Raw genomic sequence first — 17,860 nt, 5'->3', positions numbered from 1 at the left:
TTTTTATCACTACCAGTCTTATTTATTCTAATGCTTTTAGATAGGCTTTATGCCAATTCGGAAATATTCTTCTCAAGGACACAGGTCGAAAATCTTCTTTTGTTACACATACATGCGCTGTTTCACCTGTAATCGCAATTTCTTTCGTGTCTTCATAACAAATTTCATACCCATAGGTAACACGAAGTCCATCATACCCTTTTATCCATGTTTTGACAACTGCCTTTTGTCCATAACGCAAGGGTTTCCCGTAATGGATATGCACATCTAACACTGGAGATAGGTATCCCGCCTCTTCCATATCAAAATAACGGAAACCTAATTGTTCAATTAGTCTTGTGCGACCAATCTCCATCCAAACTAGGTAATTATTATGATAAACAACTCCCATTTGGTCTGTTTCCGCATAACGTACTTCAATTATTGTTTCGGCAATTTCCATTTTCATTCCTCCAGTCACAACTTCTTCCTTCTTATTTTACCAAAGCCGATAAAAAAAAGCTTCCCCTGAATATTTTCAGAGAAAGCTTTACAAATTTTAGTTATTTTTCAATTTTTCAAGTTCAACAAGGAATTTATCATTTAACACACGGATAAATGTACCTTTCATTCCTAGTGAACGAGAATCAATAACACCCGCACTTTCTAATTTACGAAGTGCATTAACGATAACAGAACGTGTAATACCAACACGGTCTGCAATTTTAGAAGCAACAAGCAAGCCTTCTTTACCATTTAATTCATCAAAAATATGTTCAATTGCTTCTAACTCACTATAAGAAAGAGAACTAATTGCCATTTGTACTACTGCACGGCTACGCGCTTCTTCTTCAATTTCTTCTGCTTTTTCATGTAAAATTTCCATACCAACTACGGTTCCACCATATTCAGCTAGTAGTAAATCATCATCCGTAAAATTACTTTCTAAACGAGATAAAATTAAAGTTCCAAGGCGTTCACCACCACCGACGATAGGTACAATTGTCGTTAATCCTTTTGTAAATAAATCACTATTTTCAATCGGGAAAGCTGTATATTGACTGGATACTTCCAGATTAGAAGAAGTTTCACCTACATTGAAAAGGCTTTGCGTATACTCTTCCGGGAATTGACGTTCTGTAAGCATTTGTTTCATACGTTCATTCTCAATTGGAAGTACTTCTGAATAGCCAAGCAATTTACCTTTACGGCTTACGATATAAGTATTTGCTTCAATTACATCTGTTAATGTATCTGCCATTTCTTTAAAGTTTACTGTTTTTCCTGCAGCATTTTGTAACATTGCATTAATTTTTCTTGTTTTTTCTAATAAAGTCATTATTAGATCCTCCTAGTATTTTATAAAATAAATTGAGTTAAATCTCTGTTTTTCATGATAGGTGCAAGTTTTTCATTTACATAGTTTTCTGTTACTTTCACTGATTCCATATTAATTTCCGGTGCTTCAAAAAGCAAATCTTCCAGAAGTTTTTCCAAAATGGTATGAAGTCTTCTTGCTCCAATATTATCAGAATCTTGATTCACTTGGAAAGCAATTTCTGCAATTCGCTCGACAGCTTCTTTGGTGAAAATCAATTCAATTCCCTCTGTTTTAAGCAGGGCTTTGTATTGTTTAATAAGCGCGTTGTCCGGTTCAGTGAGAATCTTGTAGAAATCTTCTTGAGTTAATTTATCTAGTTCAATTCTAATTGGAAAACGCCCTTGAAGTTCGGGAATTAAATCGCTCGGCTTCGACATATGAAAAGCTCCAGCTGCAATGAACAAAATATACTCCGTGTTGACTGTACCATATTTAGTAGAAATTTGCGACCCCTCAACGATAGGTAAAATGTCTCTTTGAACACCTTCTCTAGAAACCTGAGCATTTCCACCGCCTTCTTTGCTGGCGATTTTATCAATTTCATCAATGAAAATCATGCCCATTTGTTCTGCACGATGAATTCCTTCTGCCGCTAATTCTTCCGCATCTATAAGTTTTGATGCTTCATCTTCAAAAAGGATTTTTTTCGCTTCTCGAACAGTAACTTTTCGTTTTTTCTTCTTTGCTGGGAACATTCCTGACAGCGCATCTTGCATACCATTCATTTGGTCCATTCCAGCCCCGCGCATCATATCTAACATTGGATTTTGTTGTTCTTTTACTTCCACTGTCACGATTTCATCATCAAGTTCACCGTTTTGAAGGCGCCATTCGATTTGGCTGCGTTTATTTTTTAATTCTTGATCCACTTCTTCTTCATCTGGTTCTTCCTGTTGATTCATCCCGCCGAATAGTGCTTCTATTGGATTTGGGGATGCCGTTTGTTTTTTCTTTTGACTTGGTGCTAGTAATTTAATAAGGCGTTTTTCAGCATTTTTTTCTGCTTTGACACGCACTAGTTGCATTTTTTCTTCTTTCACTAAACGAACAGAAACCTCTACTAAATCACGAACCATAGATTCCACATCCCGACCAACATAGCCTACTTCTGTAAATTTTGTTGCTTCTACTTTTGAAAATGGCGCTCGAACAATTTTGGCAATCCGTCGAGCAATCTCAGTTTTTCCGACTCCAGTTGGTCCAATCATCAAAATATTTTTCGGAATGATTTCATCACGAATAGCTTCATCCATAAGTTGTCTGCGATACCGATTTCGAAGTGCTACCGCAACTGATTTTTTCGCGCCGGTTTGCCCAATAATATATTGATCCAGTTTTTCGACAATTTGTTTAGGTGTCAACTGGCTCGTTAGCATTTGATTTGTCAAATTAATCACTCCTTCAAAGCTCTTCTACCGTAATTTGATCGTTTGTAAAAACACAAATTTCTGAAGCAATCTCTAGTGCATGGCGTGCGATATCTTTGGCTTCCATTTGTCCACCATTATGTCGTTTCAGCGCTCGACCTGCAGCAAGAGCATAGTTCCCACCAGAACCAATCGCTAAAATCCCATCATCTGGTTCGATAACTTCACCTGTACCAGAAACAAGTAGCAAGGTATCTTTATCCATAACGATCAGCATCGCTTCTAGTTTGCGTAAAACACTGTCACTACGCCATTGTTGAGCTAGTTCTACGGATGCTCTTTCCAAATTACCATTATATTCATTAAGTTTTGCTTCGAATTTTTCAAATAATGTAAATGCATCGGCAACTGAACCAGCAAAACCAGCAATTACTTTATCATGAAAAAGACGACGAACTTTTTTTGCGGTGTGTTTCATAACAACAGATTCTCCGAGCGTTACTTGACCATCTCCTGCCATTGCGGCTTTTCCGTCGTGATGGACTGCAAATATCGTTGTAGCATGTAGTTCCATTTCCATAACCTCCTCCAAATTTAAGCTCTCGGATGATGTTTCATATAGGTAGATTTTAAATGCTCTTTCGTAACGTGTGTATAAATTTGTGTAGATGATAAGCTTGCATGCCCAAGTAATTCCTGGACAGTCCGCATATCTGCACCATTATTAAGCAAATCTGTCGCAAATGTATGGCGCAACATATGAGGATGAATTTTTCGTGTGAGTGATGCTTTACTTATTATTTTTGTTAAGCAATATCGAATGCCTCTTGTTGTAAGTGGATCCCCGTAGTGGTTGATTAATAGTGAATCATGTGTTTTGTTAAAACGTTTCATTAATGCTAATCGGCAATCCAAATAATCCGTAATCGCGTCTTCCGCATACACACCAAAAGGCACATATCGCTCTTTATTCCCTTTTCCTCGGATAAGAATTGCTTGATAAGTCTGGTCAATATCTGTTAATAAAATCCCTGCACACTCGCTCACCCGAATTCCAGTGCCATACAATACCTCCAAAAGAACTCTATCCCGAATTGTAAGCGTTTCATTGTCTTCATAAACCACTTGAAACAAAGCTTCCATTTCTTCTGAATAGAAAAACTTAGGAAGCCTTAGCTGATTTTTCGCATGTGACACATAAGTAAACGGATTTTCAGTAATAACATTTTCTCTTAAAAGAAAAGTGTAAAAACTCCGTAAACTTGAAATTTTCCTAGCTACTGTCGTTCGAGAAAAAGATTTTTGCTTTAATTCAGTTAAATAAATTCGAACATCTAGAAAAGTAACCTGTTTGTATTGGGTAATAGCTTGTTCATTTAAAAAACGACGAAAATCAAGCAAATCATTTTCATAAGCGGTACTTGTGTTTTCAGAATAATTTCGTTCTGAATGAAGATAGTCAAGAAACATCTGCTCCCACTTGCCTTCTTGATTCATGCTAATACACCTCTCAAACACTATCATGTTAACATATCAACATACTAGTTGCAATGATTTTATCCATTTTTCGCAACTTTTCGAATTAATCCGTTTTTACAATCAATTTAAATAATTAGCTTTTCTTTTGTGAAAAAAACCACATTGAGTTTCACATAATTGTCTAGACCATTTATTTGAAAGAAAAACTGCCTTTTCATCTTAATTAACTCTTTTGAAAAACTGAAAAGTGAAAATCATGATGAAAAGAGCAGCAATTAATAGCCCTAAATCATTATAGTGTTTTTATAATTGTTCTGCAACCCCTTTTATTGCACTTAGGGCTCTTTCTGCTAATTTTTCGTTACGTTCTTGTTTTACACGGATTTTGGAAGCTAACTCTGGAAATAACCCAAAATTCACGTTCATTGGTTGAAATGATTTTTTGCTCGCACTAGTTATATAATGTGCTAAACTTCCGATTGCCGTTTCTTTTGGGAATAAGATTAATTCTTTGTTTTCTACAAAACGAGCCGCATTAATTCCAGCAGCAAGTCCACTAGCCGCGGACTCTACATAGCCTTCAACACCAGTCATTTGTCCTGCGAAGAATAAGTCATCTCTTGATTTAAGTTGGTAAGTTGGTTTAAGAACAGTTGGCGAATTAATAAATGTATTCCGGTGCATCACACCATAACGTACGATTTCTGCATTTTCTAATCCTGGAATCATACCAAATACACGTTTTTGCTCCCCCCATTTTAGATGGGTTTGGAAACCAACCATATTATAAAGTGTCCCAGCTGCATCATCTTGACGCAATTGCAATACTGCGTAGGGCCTCTTACCTGTTTCTGGATTTTCCAATCCTACTGGTTTTAGCGGTCCAAATAACATGGTTTTAATACCACGCTTTGCCATCACTTCTATCGGCATACACCCCTCGAAAAATACTTCTTTTTCAAATTCTTTCAGTGCTGCCGTTTCAGCAGTAACAAGTGCCTCATAAAAAGCCTTGAATTCTTCTTCCGACATCGGACAATTTAAGTAGGCTGCTTCCCCCTTATCATATCTGGATTTTAAATATACTTTATCCATATTAATACTATCTTTTTCAATAATTGGGGCCGCTGCATCATAAAAATAAAGATACTCTTCACCTGTTAAATGTTTTATTTCTTCCGCAAGTGCTGGACTTGTTAATGGACCAGTTGCAATAATCGTTGGGCCTTCTGGAATAGTCGTTACTTCCTCCGTGTGTACCGTAACAAGTGGATGATTTTTCACTTTGTCTGTAATATAACCAGAAAATTCATGACGATCAACCGCAAGCGCTCCTCCCGCTGGTACAGAAGCCTTATCAGCTGCTTCAATAATAATTGATTCAAGTATCCGCATTTCTTCTTTTATCACGCCCACCGCATTTGTTAAGCCGTTAGCTCGCAATGAGTTGGTGCAAACAAGTTCTGCAAATTTATCTGTGTGATGTGCCGGTGTTTGTTTTACCGGTCGCATTTCATATAAATCAACCTTTATTCCTCTTTTCACTAATTGCCACGCTGCTTCACTTCCAGCTAGCCCTGCTCCAATTACATTTACTTTTTTTCCCATTTGTCCGCCTCCTCGCGCAACAATGGCAACACAAAGGAACCCCTAGTGCTGCCATTTTGACTAGTTATTGTTGTGTTGATTCTTTATAATCGCAGTTGGTACATTGAACTTGTACACCTTTTTTCAGTTTCTTTTCTACAAGTGCTCGTTCATTACATTTTGGACAAGCTCGTTCTACTGGTTTATCCCATGAAACATAATCACAATCTGGATAGCGATCGCAACCATAAAAAATTCGTTTTTTCTTGCTCTTTCTTTCGATAACATGCCCTTTCTCGCATTTAGGACAAGTAACACCAATTTCTTTTACAATCGCTTTGGTATTTCGGCAATCAGGGAATCTGCTACAAGCAAGGAATTTTCCATATTTACCCATTTTATATACCATTGGCGCTCCGCAAAGATCACAGTCGATACCAGCAGGTTCATCTTTAATTTCAATTTTTTCCATTTCGGCATCAGCTTTAATCACATTTGGCTCGAATTGTTTATAAAACTCATCAATTACTTTGACCCATTCTACTTGTCCATGCTCTACTTCATCTAACTCGCTTTCCATATTAGCTGTGAATTTCACATCTAAAATTTCTGGGAAGTATTCTTCAATCATTTCATTGACGATTTCACCTAATTCAGTTGGAATGAAACGTTTATTGGTCAAGGATACATAATTTCTCCGCTGAATTGTATCTAATGTAGGTGAATAGGTAGATGGTCGTCCAATTCCTATTTCTTCCAGTGTTTTAACTAATCTTGCCTCTGTATAACGGGGAGGCGGCTGAGTAAAATGCTGGCGCTGTTCAAGTGATTCCGACTGTACCTTATCGCCTTTTTTCAAATCAGGTAAAATATTCTCTTTTTCTTCCGTATTATCATCATTGCTTTCTACATAAACTTTCATAAAGCCATGAAACTTGATTTTTGATCCATTAGCTCTAAAATTCACACCATTATTATCTAAATCAACACGCATTGTATCCAGAACAGCTGGTGTCATTTGGCTGGCAATAAATCGTTCCCAAATCAAGCGGTACAAGCGAAGCTGATCACGCGTCAGATATTCTTTCACTGCTTGCGGGCTTCTCATTGCACTTGTTGGACGAATTGCTTCATGGGCATCTTGAGCACCTTTTGCATTTTTATCAGAACGTTTGTGATTCCGAGAAAATTCAGGTCCGTATGTTTCTTTAATATAATTACCTGCTTCTAAAATAGCTGAATCCGCAATACGAGTAGAGTCAGTACGCATATAGGTTATCAATCCAACAGTACCTTGTTTTCCAAGCGTAATACCTTCATATAATTGTTGAGCAAGCATCATTGTTTTACGTGTACGATAATTTAATTTCCTTGCTGCTTCTTGTTGTAGACTAGATGTAGTAAATGGTGCAGCTGGATTTCTAAGTCGTTCTTTTTTGGTTACATCCGTAACATCGAATGATTTCCCTCTAATTGCGGACATAACTTCTTTTACATCATCAGCGGTTGAAAGCTTTTTCTTCTTACCATTTACGCCATAAAAATTAGCTTGGAATTTTTTCTTACCTTTAAGGAAATTACCATCAATTGTCCAATATTCTTCCGGTTTGAAATTATTGATTTCTTTTTCTCTGTCAATGATAATTCGAAGTGCAATTGATTGAACACGGCCTGCACTCAAGCCTTTTTTTACTTTTTTCCATAAAATCGGGCTGATATTGTAACCAACTAAACGATCCAATATTCTCCTAGCTTGCTGTGCATTTACTAAGTCCATATCTATTTTTCGAGGAGTTTTAAATGATTCTTTTACTGCCTCTTTCGTAATTTCGTTAAATACCACTCGCAATTTGTCTGATTGATCTAAGTCTAGACTGTTCGCCAAATGCCATGCAATTGCTTCTCCTTCGCGATCTGGATCGGCCGCGAGATAGACTTTTTTTGCTTTTTTAGCGGCTTGCTTTAATTCTTTTAAAACAGGACCTTTACCACGAATAGTGATATACCTTGGTTCATAGTCATGTTCTGTATCAACACCCATCTGACTTTTTGGTAAGTCTCTAACATGACCCATGGACGCTTTCACTTTAAATTTCTTTCCTAAATACTTTTCAATTGTTTTTGCTTTTGCAGGTGACTCTACAATCACTAAATAATCTGCCATATTAATATATTCCTCCCTGATTTGGGTCAATACACGGGCTTTACTAGTTGCAATAAAAAGATTACAGTCCTAGCCTCGCGTTCAATAAGTTTGCATTGCTGACTTTTCACATAATTCAGTAATAAATATTAGCCCTTCCTACTGAGTTTGTCAATGGCTTTAATTAAAAAGTCATTATTTTATATTTTTTTCAGCTTTCTTTAGCAAACTTATCTTAAAAAATCAGGAAATGCAAGTCAAATCACTCAGAAAAGGTAATTTCACTGCTTTTAATGGCTGATTTGAAAAAATTCTTCTATTATATTGTTTCCATTTGTAACCAATTTTGCTCCTTCTTGAATTAGGTTATTCGTCCCCCTCCAAGTGTCGATAAAAATGTTGCCTGGAACAGCAAAAACTTGTCGATTTTGTTCAAGGGCAAAATCAGCTGTGATAAGTGAGCCACTTCTTTCGGCAGCTTCAATTATTACCGTTCCTAGTGCTAGTCCGCTAATAATCCGATTGCGTTCAGGGAAATACCAACGCCTTGCTGCTTCGTTAGGCAAATATTCACTTATAAGCAAACCTTTCTGTGATATTTCTTCCGCAAGCAGCGTGTTCTTTTTAGGGTAAATATTCTTTATTCCCGAACCTAGTACCGCGATGGTATTTTTATTAATTCCCAAAGAAGCCATATGTGCCTCTGTATCTATTCCATTGGCGAGCCCACTAACAATTGTCAAACTTTGATGGGCCAGCTCTCCTACAATTGTCTTGCAGGCTTTTCGACCATAGTCGCTCATCCGCCTTGTCCCAACCACAGCAATCGCTTGCTCTTGAAATAAGTTAATATTTCCTTTGCAAAATAAAAGTGGTGGTGCTTCATAAATTTCTTTTAATAAAGGTGGGTAATTATCATCAAGTATATATATAATCGTTATTTCATCGTCAGAAAATACTTCGGCACATTCCAACTCACCAATTACTTGGCTAGCTTTGTCCTCATTAAAAAAGTGAGCAACAAATTCTTCTGTTTGCATTTCCCAATGGTCAAAGTCAGAAAGATTCTGCCAAATTTCAGCTCTTTTTTTAGCAGAGATTGACTGGCAACTCGCAATTTTCAACCATGCGATTCGTTCTTTAAAATTCAATAAGTGCACCTCCTAGTAGTTAACCCCAGTGTACAAATATCTGGTCTATTTGTACAATCGCTAAAATACCTTTTCCAGCTAAAAAAAGCCTATTTTCAATGAAGAAAATAAGCTTTTTATTATAGTAATTAAGTTATTTTATACTATCAAAATGTGACTTTGCTTCTTTTACTGGAGAAAAACTCAAACGGTGAATTGGACAAATTCCAATTGTATCTAAACCATACAAATGTTTTTTCGTGCCGTATCCCATATTACTCGCAAAATCATAGCCTGGATAAGTTTTTTCGTATTCTTTCATGAGCTTATCTCTTGTTACTTTGGCAATTATTGAAGCTGCTGCAATCGAAATACTCTTCGTATCTCCTTTGTTTAAGGATAGTTCAGATTCTGTATATTTTAGTGGCATCGCATCAATTAAAACGAAATCCGGTTTTGGATTCAACTCGTCTAGAGCCTTCCGCATCGCTAATTTTGTTGCTTCATAAATATTTACTTGATCAATAACATCATGTTCGATAATACCTATACCGACTGCGAGTGCTTGTTCTGTTATTAAGTCAAAAAGAATATCTCGTTTTGCTTCACTCAACTGTTTAGAGTCATTAATTCCAATAACCGAAAAATGCTCTGGTAAAATGACTGCAGCGGCAACTACTGGACCAGCGAGCGGCCCTCTACCTACTTCGTCTACACCAGCAATATATTTAACTCCTCGCTTATACAAATCCGTTTCGTATTGTTTCATTTCCAGTAGTTTTTTACTTAATTGGGCTTCTTTTTCCCATTTTTTCTGAACGGATTTAAGTAACTTTTGAACTCCTTTTCGTTCATCTTGTAGACATAATTGAAAATAAGGATCTTTAACAGAAGTGAGTTGCCCTAGCTTTTTTTTAATATCAGAAATAGATTCACTCATTCGATATCTTCTTCCCAGTTAGGGAAATCAAATGACATTCTCCCTAATTTTTGCTGACGAATTTCTCGAACGACGGTTTCTGCCGCACGTGAATAATCCGGATCATTATATCGATCTAAAAGCCCTCTTTTTTCTGCAATGAAAGCAAGTGTTTCAATCGGATTTTCTGAAACTTTCTCCACTTTTAGCCAGTTTTCAAGTCGATCTGGATAATGCTGCTCTAAAAAGCGAAGTCCGTAGCCAGCAATTTCTTCCATTTGAAGTAAATCATCTTTTATAGCGCCCGTTAAAGCTAATTTGTAACCAATTTCTTGGTCTTCAAATTTTGGCCAGAGTATCCCAGGTGTATCTAAAAGCTCCAGCGTTTTTCCAACTTTAATCCATTGCTGAGCTTTAGTAACACCAGGTTTATTACCAGTACGTGCGATATTTTTTTTCGCTAATCGATTAATTAAAGTAGATTTTCCAACATTTGGAATCCCTAAAATCATTGCACGAATAGCTCTTGGTTTCATCCCTTTACTTCTTAGACGATCAAATTTTTCAGCCATTAATTTTTCAGCCGCTTGTTCAATTTTGAATAGGCCTTTCCCTTCTTGTGCATTGACAGCCACTGCCGGCAAGCCTTTTTCCGCAAAATAGTCAATCCATTCTTTCGTCGTTTTCTCATCAGCTGTATCTGCTTTATTTAAAATAATAACTCGTCTTTTTTGATGAATAATTTCTTCTAACATTGGATTAGAAGAAGAAAGTGGAATTCGTGCATCCACTAACTCAAAAATTACATCTACTAGCTTTAATTTTTCCGTTACTTCACGACGAGCTTTGGCCATATGACCTGGGAACCACTGAATTGTCATTATTTACTCCTAATCTATAAGTTTGGCATTTTCAATTGGCCAGTAACAAATTGGTGTTGTTCCTAGCACTTTGTTTAGCGGGATTGGGCCGATTATTCTGCTATCCTTACTTGCTCGGCGATTATCTCCTAAGACAAAGTAAGTATCTGTTGGAATCTTACCACCATCTAACTGATCTTTTGAACTGTAGTCATCTGTCAAATAGCCATCTTTGAGTTTCTCTTTATAAGTATCTAAATACGGCTCATCATATTTTTCACCATTAATGTAGAGCTGATCCGCCTTGTATTCCACTGTATCACCAGGAAGTCCTATTACGCGTTTAATATACTCTTTCCCATCATTTTCGCGAAAAACGATGACATCAAAACGATCTACATGCCCAAATCGATTAATAATTACACGGTCATCATTATGAAGTGTTGGCATCATCGAAATTCCATCAACTAGAATAGGGACAAACAAATAAAAACGGATAATAACAGCAATTAATACTGCTAAAACAGCCGCCCAAATCCAAGACCATAACCGTTTTAAATTCTTTTCTTTCAAGAAGTTGCACCGCCCTATTTTTACTAATAGTTTTATTATAAACGAAAAAAGGTTCATTTAATAGAGAAATCCGTGAAAAAGTAGCTTCCACGGATTTCTAGTTAATTTCCAAATTGTAAAACCGTGCCATTCACAGTTGAATCATCAATAAATCCAAAAACTCGACTATCTGAACTTCCTCCACGGTTGTCACCAAGTACAAATAATTTCCCTTCTGGCACTGTGCTCTCACCAGTCATATCTTCTAAAGTATAGTCTGCTATATAAGGTTTTTGTGTTGGATCCGGGTTCCATAAAGTTAATGTGCCTTCCGGTAAGTAACTTTCTACTTTTCGTTTCCCATTTAAGTATAATTCTCCATTTTTAAAGGCTATTTTATCTCCGGGAACTCCAATTACTCGTTTGATAAAGTGTTCTCCTGTTCCAATCATCGGAGGCTCATCAAACACGATGATATCAAAACGGTCTGGATTAGTTATTTTTTCAATAAAAATCCTGTCACCATCTTGATAAGTCGGGACCATAGATGTACCTTCTACTTTTACAGGTGCAATAACAAAGTTACGAACTACTAAAGCTATTGCTAGTGCAACCACAATAACTAATACCCAGCTTAATAATTGCTGTGCTCCACTTTTTTTCTTGGAAGTTTTTGATTCATTTTTTACCATCTATGTTTCCTCCTAGACTTACCGCAGCATTAATTAACGTTGTAAAGATTTCCCAAACGAGATGACTTTCCCCAGCACACTATTTTGGGAAATAAAACCAATATAGCGACTATCTTTACTTACTTGTCGATTATCACCAAGTACAAATAGCTTTCCTTTCGGTACGGTGAGCGAACCATCAGATCCTGGAATATCAGCCATCGTAAAATCTGGATCCCCTTTATCACTCGTTGTTAAATAACCCGTTTGTAGTGCGGCTTTTTCTGAATCTAAATAGGGTTCATCATATGCTTTGCCATTAATGTACAATTGATCTTTCTTATATTCAACTTTATCACCTGGAAGACCAATTACGCGTTTGATATATTCTGCATTTTCCTCATCAGGTGCAGGGAATACAATAATATCAAAACGTTTCGGATCAGATACTTTGTTGATGAACAAGTGCTCTCCGTCATGAAGCGTTGGATCCATTGACTTCCCGTTAACTGTCACTGGAGAAATTAAAAAATAGCGAATACCAAAAGCTAACACAAGTGCAATGACAATTATTTTAATCCATCCAAATGCCCCTGAAAAAAATTTATTTTCACTTTTCATGTCTTTTTATCCTCTCCAACTAATATTAATAAAGTATAGCATGAAACAAGCCAGAAGTTATAATAAAAAAGCTGGCTTAATGGAAAAAATGCGCGCCAATTATGACGCGCATCCAAATCATGCTGATGTTTTAATTGGGATAATCGAACCATCTTCTAATTGGAGTTGTGGCTCTTCTTCTCCTCGTGCTGCTTTTTCAGTAATAATACATTTGGTAATATCATCACGAGACGGGATTTCAAACATTACTTCTAGCATAATCTGCTCAATAATAGAACGAAGACCACGAGCACCAGTTTTGCGTTCAATTGCTTCTTTTGCAATTTCGATTAACGCTTCTGGCTCAAATTCAAGTTCTACATCATCAAGTTCTAACATACGTTTATATTGTTTTACTAGTGCATTTTTGGGTTCTGTTAAAATCGAAACAAGAGCAGCTTCATCTAATTGCTCAAGGGTTGCAATAACAGGTAGACGACCTATGAATTCAGGAATTAAGCCGAATTTCAATAAATCTTCTGGTACAACACGAGATAAATAAGTTTCATCTTCTTTGAGTTTGGCATTATCCGTACCAAATCCAATGACTTTTTCGCCCATTCGATTTTTAACAATTTGTTCGATGCCATCAAAAGCACCACCGACGATAAATAGAATATTTCCAGTATCAATTTGAATTAATTCTTGATGCGGATGTTTTCTACCACCTTGTGGGGGAACACTTGCAACTGTCCCTTCTAAAATTTTCAGTAGGGCTTGTTGAACTCCTTCACCGGAAACGTCTCTTGTAATAGATGGGTTTTCAGATTTACGAGCAACTTTGTCAATTTCATCAATATAAATGATGCCTTTTTCAGCTTTTTCCACATCGTAATCAGCTGATTGGATTAATTTAAGCAGGATATTTTCGACATCCTCCCCAACATAACCAGCTTCTGTAAGTGATGTTGCATCTGCAATCGCAAATGGAACATTAAGAATTCGCGCTAATGTTTGAGCAAGGAGTGTCTTACCACTACCAGTTGGACCAATTAAACAAATATTACTTTTTGAAAGTTCCACTTCATCTTCTTTAGTTTCATTAGAGTTAATACGTTTATAATGATTGTAAACAGCTACAGCTAATGCTTTTTTGGCGCGTTCTTGACCAATAACATAATCACTTAATATATGACGGATTTCTTGTGGTTTTGGCACTTCACCAAAATCAACAAATTCGGAAATACCTAGCTCTTCTTCAATAATTTCATTACAAAGCTCGATACATTCATCACAAATATAAACACCTGGACCAGCCACTAATTTACGTACTTGATCTTGAGTCTTTCCGCAAAAGGAGCATTTAAGTTGGCCTTTTTCGTCGTTAAATTTAAACATAATATTTCACCCCTTCGCATAGGTATGTTACATGTAGGCAATTTTGCATTTCCCACGTGTGTTAATGATAGCATTTGTTTATTAGAAATGCCAATCATCTGTATCCATATTTCTACATTCAGAAGGACACGAGTATATCTCATGTCCCCCTTTGTTTTATGAAATTATCGAAACCAATGTAAACTTATTTTTCCACTGCGCTATCAAGTAAAACATCAATTGCTTTACGGATTTTAAGATCTGATTTAAGTTCGCTCATATCACCAAGTGCAGCACGAACAGCATCTTTTTCCATACCATATTTTTCAGCTAGTGTAGAAATTTCTTCATCAATAGCTTCTTCCGTTGGTTCAATGTTTTCAGCTTCTGCAATGGCTTCAAGCACTAGGTTCATTTTCACGCGTTTTTCAGCGTCTTGTTCCATTTGTGCATGCATTGCTTCTTCTGTTTGACCAGTAAATTGGTAGTAAAGTTCTGGAGTAAGTCCTTGTGCTTGCAAATCTTGTGCGAAGTGATTCATTAAATGATCTGCTTCATGATGAACCATTGCATGTGGAATATCAACTTCCGCATTTTCAACAGCTTTTGCAATAACTTCTTCTTGTTTCGCTTGAGCTACAGATTCTTTCTTCGCTTCTTGTAAACGATTAGAGATTTTTTCTTTTAGTTCATCTAAAGTTTCTACTTCTTCATCAATGTCTTTTGCAAGTTCATCATCAAGAGTAGGAACTTCTTTTGTTTTAATTTCGTGTAATTTCACTTTGAAAACTACTGGTTGTCCAGCTAAATCTTCCGCATGATATTCTTCAGGGAAAGTGAGCTCGATATCCGCTTCATCGCCAGCTTTTAAGCCAACTAATTTCTCTTCAAAACCAGGAATGAATTGTCCGCTTCCAAGTTCTAATGAGTGATTTTCAGCTTGTCCGCCTTCAAAAGCTACTCCGTCTTTAAATCCTTCAAAATCAAGGATAACAGTATCGCCATTTTCAGCTGGTGCATCTTCTTTAACAACTAACTCAGCTTGACGCTCTTGTAATTGTTTAAGTTCTGCTTCTAATTCTTCTGTTGTAAGTTCTTCGTCGCGTTTTTCTACTTCAAGACCTTTGTAGTCTCCAAGCTTCACTTCAGGTTTCACAGTAACATCAGCTGTTAATACCCAAGTTTCACCTTTTTCCATAGACTCAATATTTACTTGAGGAGTATCTACTGGATCAATTCCAGCTTCATCAATTGCCGCAGAATATACTTCTGGAAGCAAGATATCAAGTGCATCTTGGTAAAGAGCTTCTTCGCCAAAACGTTGGTTGAAAATTTGACGCGGAACTTTCCCTTTACGGAAGCCTGGTACGTTAAGTGTTTTACGAACTTTTACGAAAGCGCGGTCCAAACCCTCTTTTACTTTTTCTTGTTCAATTTCAAAAGTAAGTTTTCCAACGTTACCTTCTTGTTTTTCCCATTTTACTGACATGGTATAATTCCCTCCATCATCTATTTAGATCAAATTTAATTACTCTCATGACAAGTTTCAGCCATACTCACTAATAATAACACAGATATCCCTGACTTGAAAACAACAAATATCATTATATAAAATAATTTTGCTGCCTGATTTCTAACTCTTCAATAATCGAAATTGCTCCATCCACTAAAACAGGGTTCACATCATCCGAAATAACACTATTATCGCCATACATGGCATTCGCCCATTTATAGTAGGCATTAATCCAAATCGCCGGATCTTTTGGCTCCAGTTCAAATGGATAAAGCATAAATAAATGTTGTTGGATAATTCCTAGAACTTGTTCCAATAAACTTGGATTACTATTTTCGAGTTCTTCCGCTATGCCTGCAAAAAGCGCCTGCGCAAATTCATTATCAGCTAACATTGGAATTTCACTTGGATTAAAAAAAGCTTTTTTCTCCATTTTCCGCACTTCGACTGCTTCATTTATTTCTTTTTCTTGCATTAGTTCAAAAATCATTGACTGAACAAAAGGTGAACAATGCTCATCTGCTAGAAATTGTTTGAATGTCGGTAAAAAATCATCCAGTTCTAAAAATCGAGCTTCTTGTAAAAACTCCAGTTGTTCTGATGTTTGCCAAGATGCAAATTCACGAATATCTTTTCGGGGGACAAATTGTTTTGGAAATTGGATAACATTATCGGCAATTTGTTCCCTTGCTTCATTTTTTTCTTCTTCTATATAATGACGAACTAAAGTAAAATAAGTATCCATATTATCATCTTTCATAAAGGTAACAGATAATTCCCCAAGGATTTCTTTATTATAACCGTTCATTGTTAAAAAGTTTTGACCCATTTCTTGCGCTTTTTTTGTTTTATCAGTTTGATTATAAAATTGAATTAATCTATGTACAATTTCCTCGTTGCAAGGTTCTTGATGGTAGGCATTCTCCAAATAATGCAGGGTGCTCATTAACTCATCTTTCGACAACGAAGCAATTCCTTTTTCCATAAATTTTTTTACGCTCACTGGAAAAAAAGTGCCACTTTCATTCATTGTTTTATCTCCTTTTATTTGAAAAAGCATTTTTATACTTCTTAGTTTTACCCTTATTGTGAAAACTTTAACCATTTTCCAATTGAATGGTTGCTTTGGATTGGTTCATTCTACTTGGATACGTTGCTCCTGTCAAGGGTCTTAAGGCTTTATAATGTTGAAAGTTTGGTATTTTCTTTAAGTCCAAAATTCAAAACCTATGGATGATTAAACAGCTTATAAATGGACTGATTGTAACTGGATTACTCGTCTTGTTGCTAGCAGTATTATCGCTACTTAAACGGAAGTACATGCATAAAAACATAAATCCTTTAACTGAAAAAAAGCAGAAATCACGTTTATTCCATTTTGGAAAATGGATCTTTAAAGTGATTTCCGCTTTTTAATTTTCCATTCTAAACAAGCACCTCCTGTCAAATTCATCCATATGAATTCAGCAGAGATGCTTTTAATTATTGGCTCAAATAATTATTTTTCTGTGACTTACTCATAAAAGCACTTTAAATCACACATCAATACCTCACTCAAAGTAACGGCATTCTGGTGTGAAAGCCTGACCGTGCCTTTCTCAATGTTACTGTATCCACTCGTGTACTTGACAAAAGCACTATAATACTCCTAATGCCATTATCTCACAGTAAAATAATATCCATTAGTGAAATATCAAATATGCGCTCATCAAAACGCTGCAACTTCACTATCTTTCTTTCATGATCTAGATAAATTGGTACTACATATTTATACCTTGTGGATGATTATAGAGCAGTAAAATAATCGCGATAAATTAAAATGACTAAACATATCAGCGGTGGTAAGGACAAAAGGGCTCTGAAATGAAAAATAAGCAAGAATCAAGTATATTCCATTTAGTTGCAATGGCTCTATACAATGATTCTTACTTATTTATTTTCTGTTTTCATTGCTGCTGCTGAGGTTGTTCCATAGCTTCTGATGCAATATAGTATTCGCCATCTTCTTTATACAAAATAGTTCTAGGATAATCGTCCCCATTTTTTGCTTGATAAAGTTCTACTCCTTCATTTAATGAGTTAGAGGTAAAATCTTCATCTGGCGTTTGATAGCTTTTTATTTTCTGCTCAACCTCTCCAATTTTTTCCAAGGCATCTTCATTCTTTGCAGGTTCATTTGTCACTATATATACAAGTCCATCAACTTGCACCATTCCTACAAGATTATTTCTATCCACTAACCACTTTATTCCGAATGCTGAAACGCAAATAACTATTATCAAAATTATTAATATTAACCTGT

Annotated in this window: 17 protein-coding genes and 2 pseudogenes; all 19 read right to left on the bottom strand. The window is 36.2% G+C overall.

Annotated features, from left to right (window positions below; all coding sequences use genetic code 11):
* Nucleotides 1–22: 22 nt before the first annotated feature.
* Nucleotides 23–442 carry an acyl-CoA thioesterase gene (locus JL53_RS07190; RefSeq protein WP_038407215.1) on the bottom strand — a complete coding sequence of 140 codons (420 nt, stop codon included), beginning with the start codon at nt 440–442 and terminating at the stop codon, nt 23–25.
* Nucleotides 443–538: 96 nt separating this feature from the next.
* Complete coding sequence (codY, locus tag JL53_RS07185; RefSeq protein WP_003719550.1) at nt 539–1,318, bottom strand: GTP-sensing pleiotropic transcriptional regulator CodY; 780 nt, start codon at nt 1,316–1,318, stop codon at nt 539–541.
* A gap of 20 nt (nt 1,319–1,338) precedes the next feature.
* The gene (hslU, locus tag JL53_RS07180) at nt 1,339–2,748 is read right to left on the bottom strand and encodes an ATP-dependent protease ATPase subunit HslU (RefSeq protein ID WP_038407214.1); all 1,410 of its coding nucleotides are present in this window, start codon (nt 2,746–2,748) and stop codon (nt 1,339–1,341) included.
* 13 nt (nt 2,749–2,761) lie between these two features.
* Entirely contained in the window at nt 2,762–3,301 is a 540-nt protein-coding gene (gene hslV / locus JL53_RS07175; protein ID WP_038407213.1) for an ATP-dependent protease subunit HslV, read from the bottom strand.
* Between the two features lie 20 nt (nt 3,302–3,321).
* Nucleotides 3,322–4,224, bottom strand: a complete 903-nt coding sequence (gene xerC, locus JL53_RS07170; RefSeq protein ID WP_003719547.1) for a tyrosine recombinase XerC — start codon at nt 4,222–4,224, stop codon at nt 3,322–3,324.
* 285 nt (nt 4,225–4,509) lie between these two features.
* Entirely contained in the window at nt 4,510–5,814 is a 1,305-nt protein-coding gene (gene trmFO, locus JL53_RS07165) for an FADH(2)-oxidizing methylenetetrahydrofolate--tRNA-(uracil(54)-C(5))-methyltransferase TrmFO (protein ID WP_038407212.1), read from the bottom strand.
* A 64-nt stretch (nt 5,815–5,878) separates the two neighbouring features.
* On the bottom strand, nt 5,879–7,957 hold the full coding sequence (gene topA / locus JL53_RS07160) for a type I DNA topoisomerase (RefSeq protein WP_038407211.1): 2,079 nt from the start codon (nt 7,955–7,957) through the stop codon (nt 5,879–5,881).
* 269 nt (nt 7,958–8,226) lie between these two features.
* Nucleotides 8,227–9,087, bottom strand: a complete 861-nt coding sequence (dprA, locus tag JL53_RS07155; protein WP_003719543.1) for a DNA-processing protein DprA — start codon at nt 9,085–9,087, stop codon at nt 8,227–8,229.
* A gap of 133 nt (nt 9,088–9,220) precedes the next feature.
* Nucleotides 9,221–10,006, bottom strand: coding sequence for a ribonuclease HII (locus JL53_RS07150; protein ID WP_038407210.1), 786 nt, complete (start codon nt 10,004–10,006; stop codon nt 9,221–9,223).
* Nucleotides 10,003–10,866, bottom strand: a complete 864-nt coding sequence (gene ylqF / locus JL53_RS07145) for a ribosome biogenesis GTPase YlqF (RefSeq protein ID WP_038407209.1) — start codon at nt 10,864–10,866, stop codon at nt 10,003–10,005. The genes JL53_RS07150 and ylqF overlap by 4 nt, the downstream gene beginning before the upstream one ends.
* Nucleotides 10,867–10,875: 9 nt before the next feature.
* Nucleotides 10,876–11,418: a type I signal peptidase SipZ gene (gene sipZ, locus JL53_RS07140; protein ID WP_038407208.1), complete on the bottom strand. Its 543-nt coding sequence runs from the start codon at nt 11,416–11,418 to the stop codon at nt 10,876–10,878.
* A 101-nt stretch (nt 11,419–11,519) separates the two neighbouring features.
* Nucleotides 11,520–12,089 (bottom strand): type I signal peptidase SipY, encoded by a 570-nt coding sequence (gene sipY / locus JL53_RS07135; RefSeq protein ID WP_038407207.1) that lies wholly within the window; start codon nt 12,087–12,089, stop codon nt 11,520–11,522.
* Nucleotides 12,090–12,122: 33 nt separating this feature from the next.
* Nucleotides 12,123–12,689, bottom strand: a complete 567-nt coding sequence (sipX, locus tag JL53_RS07130) for a type I signal peptidase SipX (protein ID WP_038407206.1) — start codon at nt 12,687–12,689, stop codon at nt 12,123–12,125.
* A 117-nt stretch (nt 12,690–12,806) separates the two neighbouring features.
* Nucleotides 12,807–14,066 carry an ATP-dependent protease ATP-binding subunit ClpX gene (gene clpX / locus JL53_RS07125; protein ID WP_003719537.1) on the bottom strand — a complete coding sequence of 420 codons (1,260 nt, stop codon included), beginning with the start codon at nt 14,064–14,066 and terminating at the stop codon, nt 12,807–12,809.
* Nucleotides 14,067–14,250: 184 nt separating this feature from the next.
* On the bottom strand, nt 14,251–15,534 hold the full coding sequence (gene tig / locus JL53_RS07120; protein ID WP_038407205.1) for a trigger factor: 1,284 nt from the start codon (nt 15,532–15,534) through the stop codon (nt 14,251–14,253).
* Between the two features lie 115 nt (nt 15,535–15,649).
* Entirely contained in the window at nt 15,650–16,588 is a 939-nt protein-coding gene (locus JL53_RS07115; RefSeq protein ID WP_038407204.1) for a hypothetical protein, read from the bottom strand.
* A 483-nt stretch (nt 16,589–17,071) separates the two neighbouring features.
* Nucleotides 17,072–17,185, bottom strand: a pseudogene (locus JL53_RS15340) (helix-turn-helix domain-containing protein); the annotation flags it as partial.
* Between the two features lie 10 nt (nt 17,186–17,195).
* Nucleotides 17,196–17,334: pseudogene (locus JL53_RS15960) on the bottom strand (hypothetical protein); the annotation flags it as partial.
* A 170-nt stretch (nt 17,335–17,504) separates the two neighbouring features.
* The gene (locus JL53_RS07100) at nt 17,505–17,852 is read right to left on the bottom strand and encodes a hypothetical protein (RefSeq protein WP_077916414.1); all 348 of its coding nucleotides are present in this window, start codon (nt 17,850–17,852) and stop codon (nt 17,505–17,507) included.
* Between the last annotated feature and the right edge of the window lie 8 nt (nt 17,853–17,860).

Origin of the sequence: Listeria ivanovii subsp. londoniensis, from assembly GCF_000763495.1 — a bacterium.
GTDB lineage: Bacteria > Bacillota > Bacilli > Lactobacillales > Listeriaceae > Listeria > Listeria londoniensis.
This window is presented reverse-complemented; position numbering and strand designations above follow the sequence as displayed.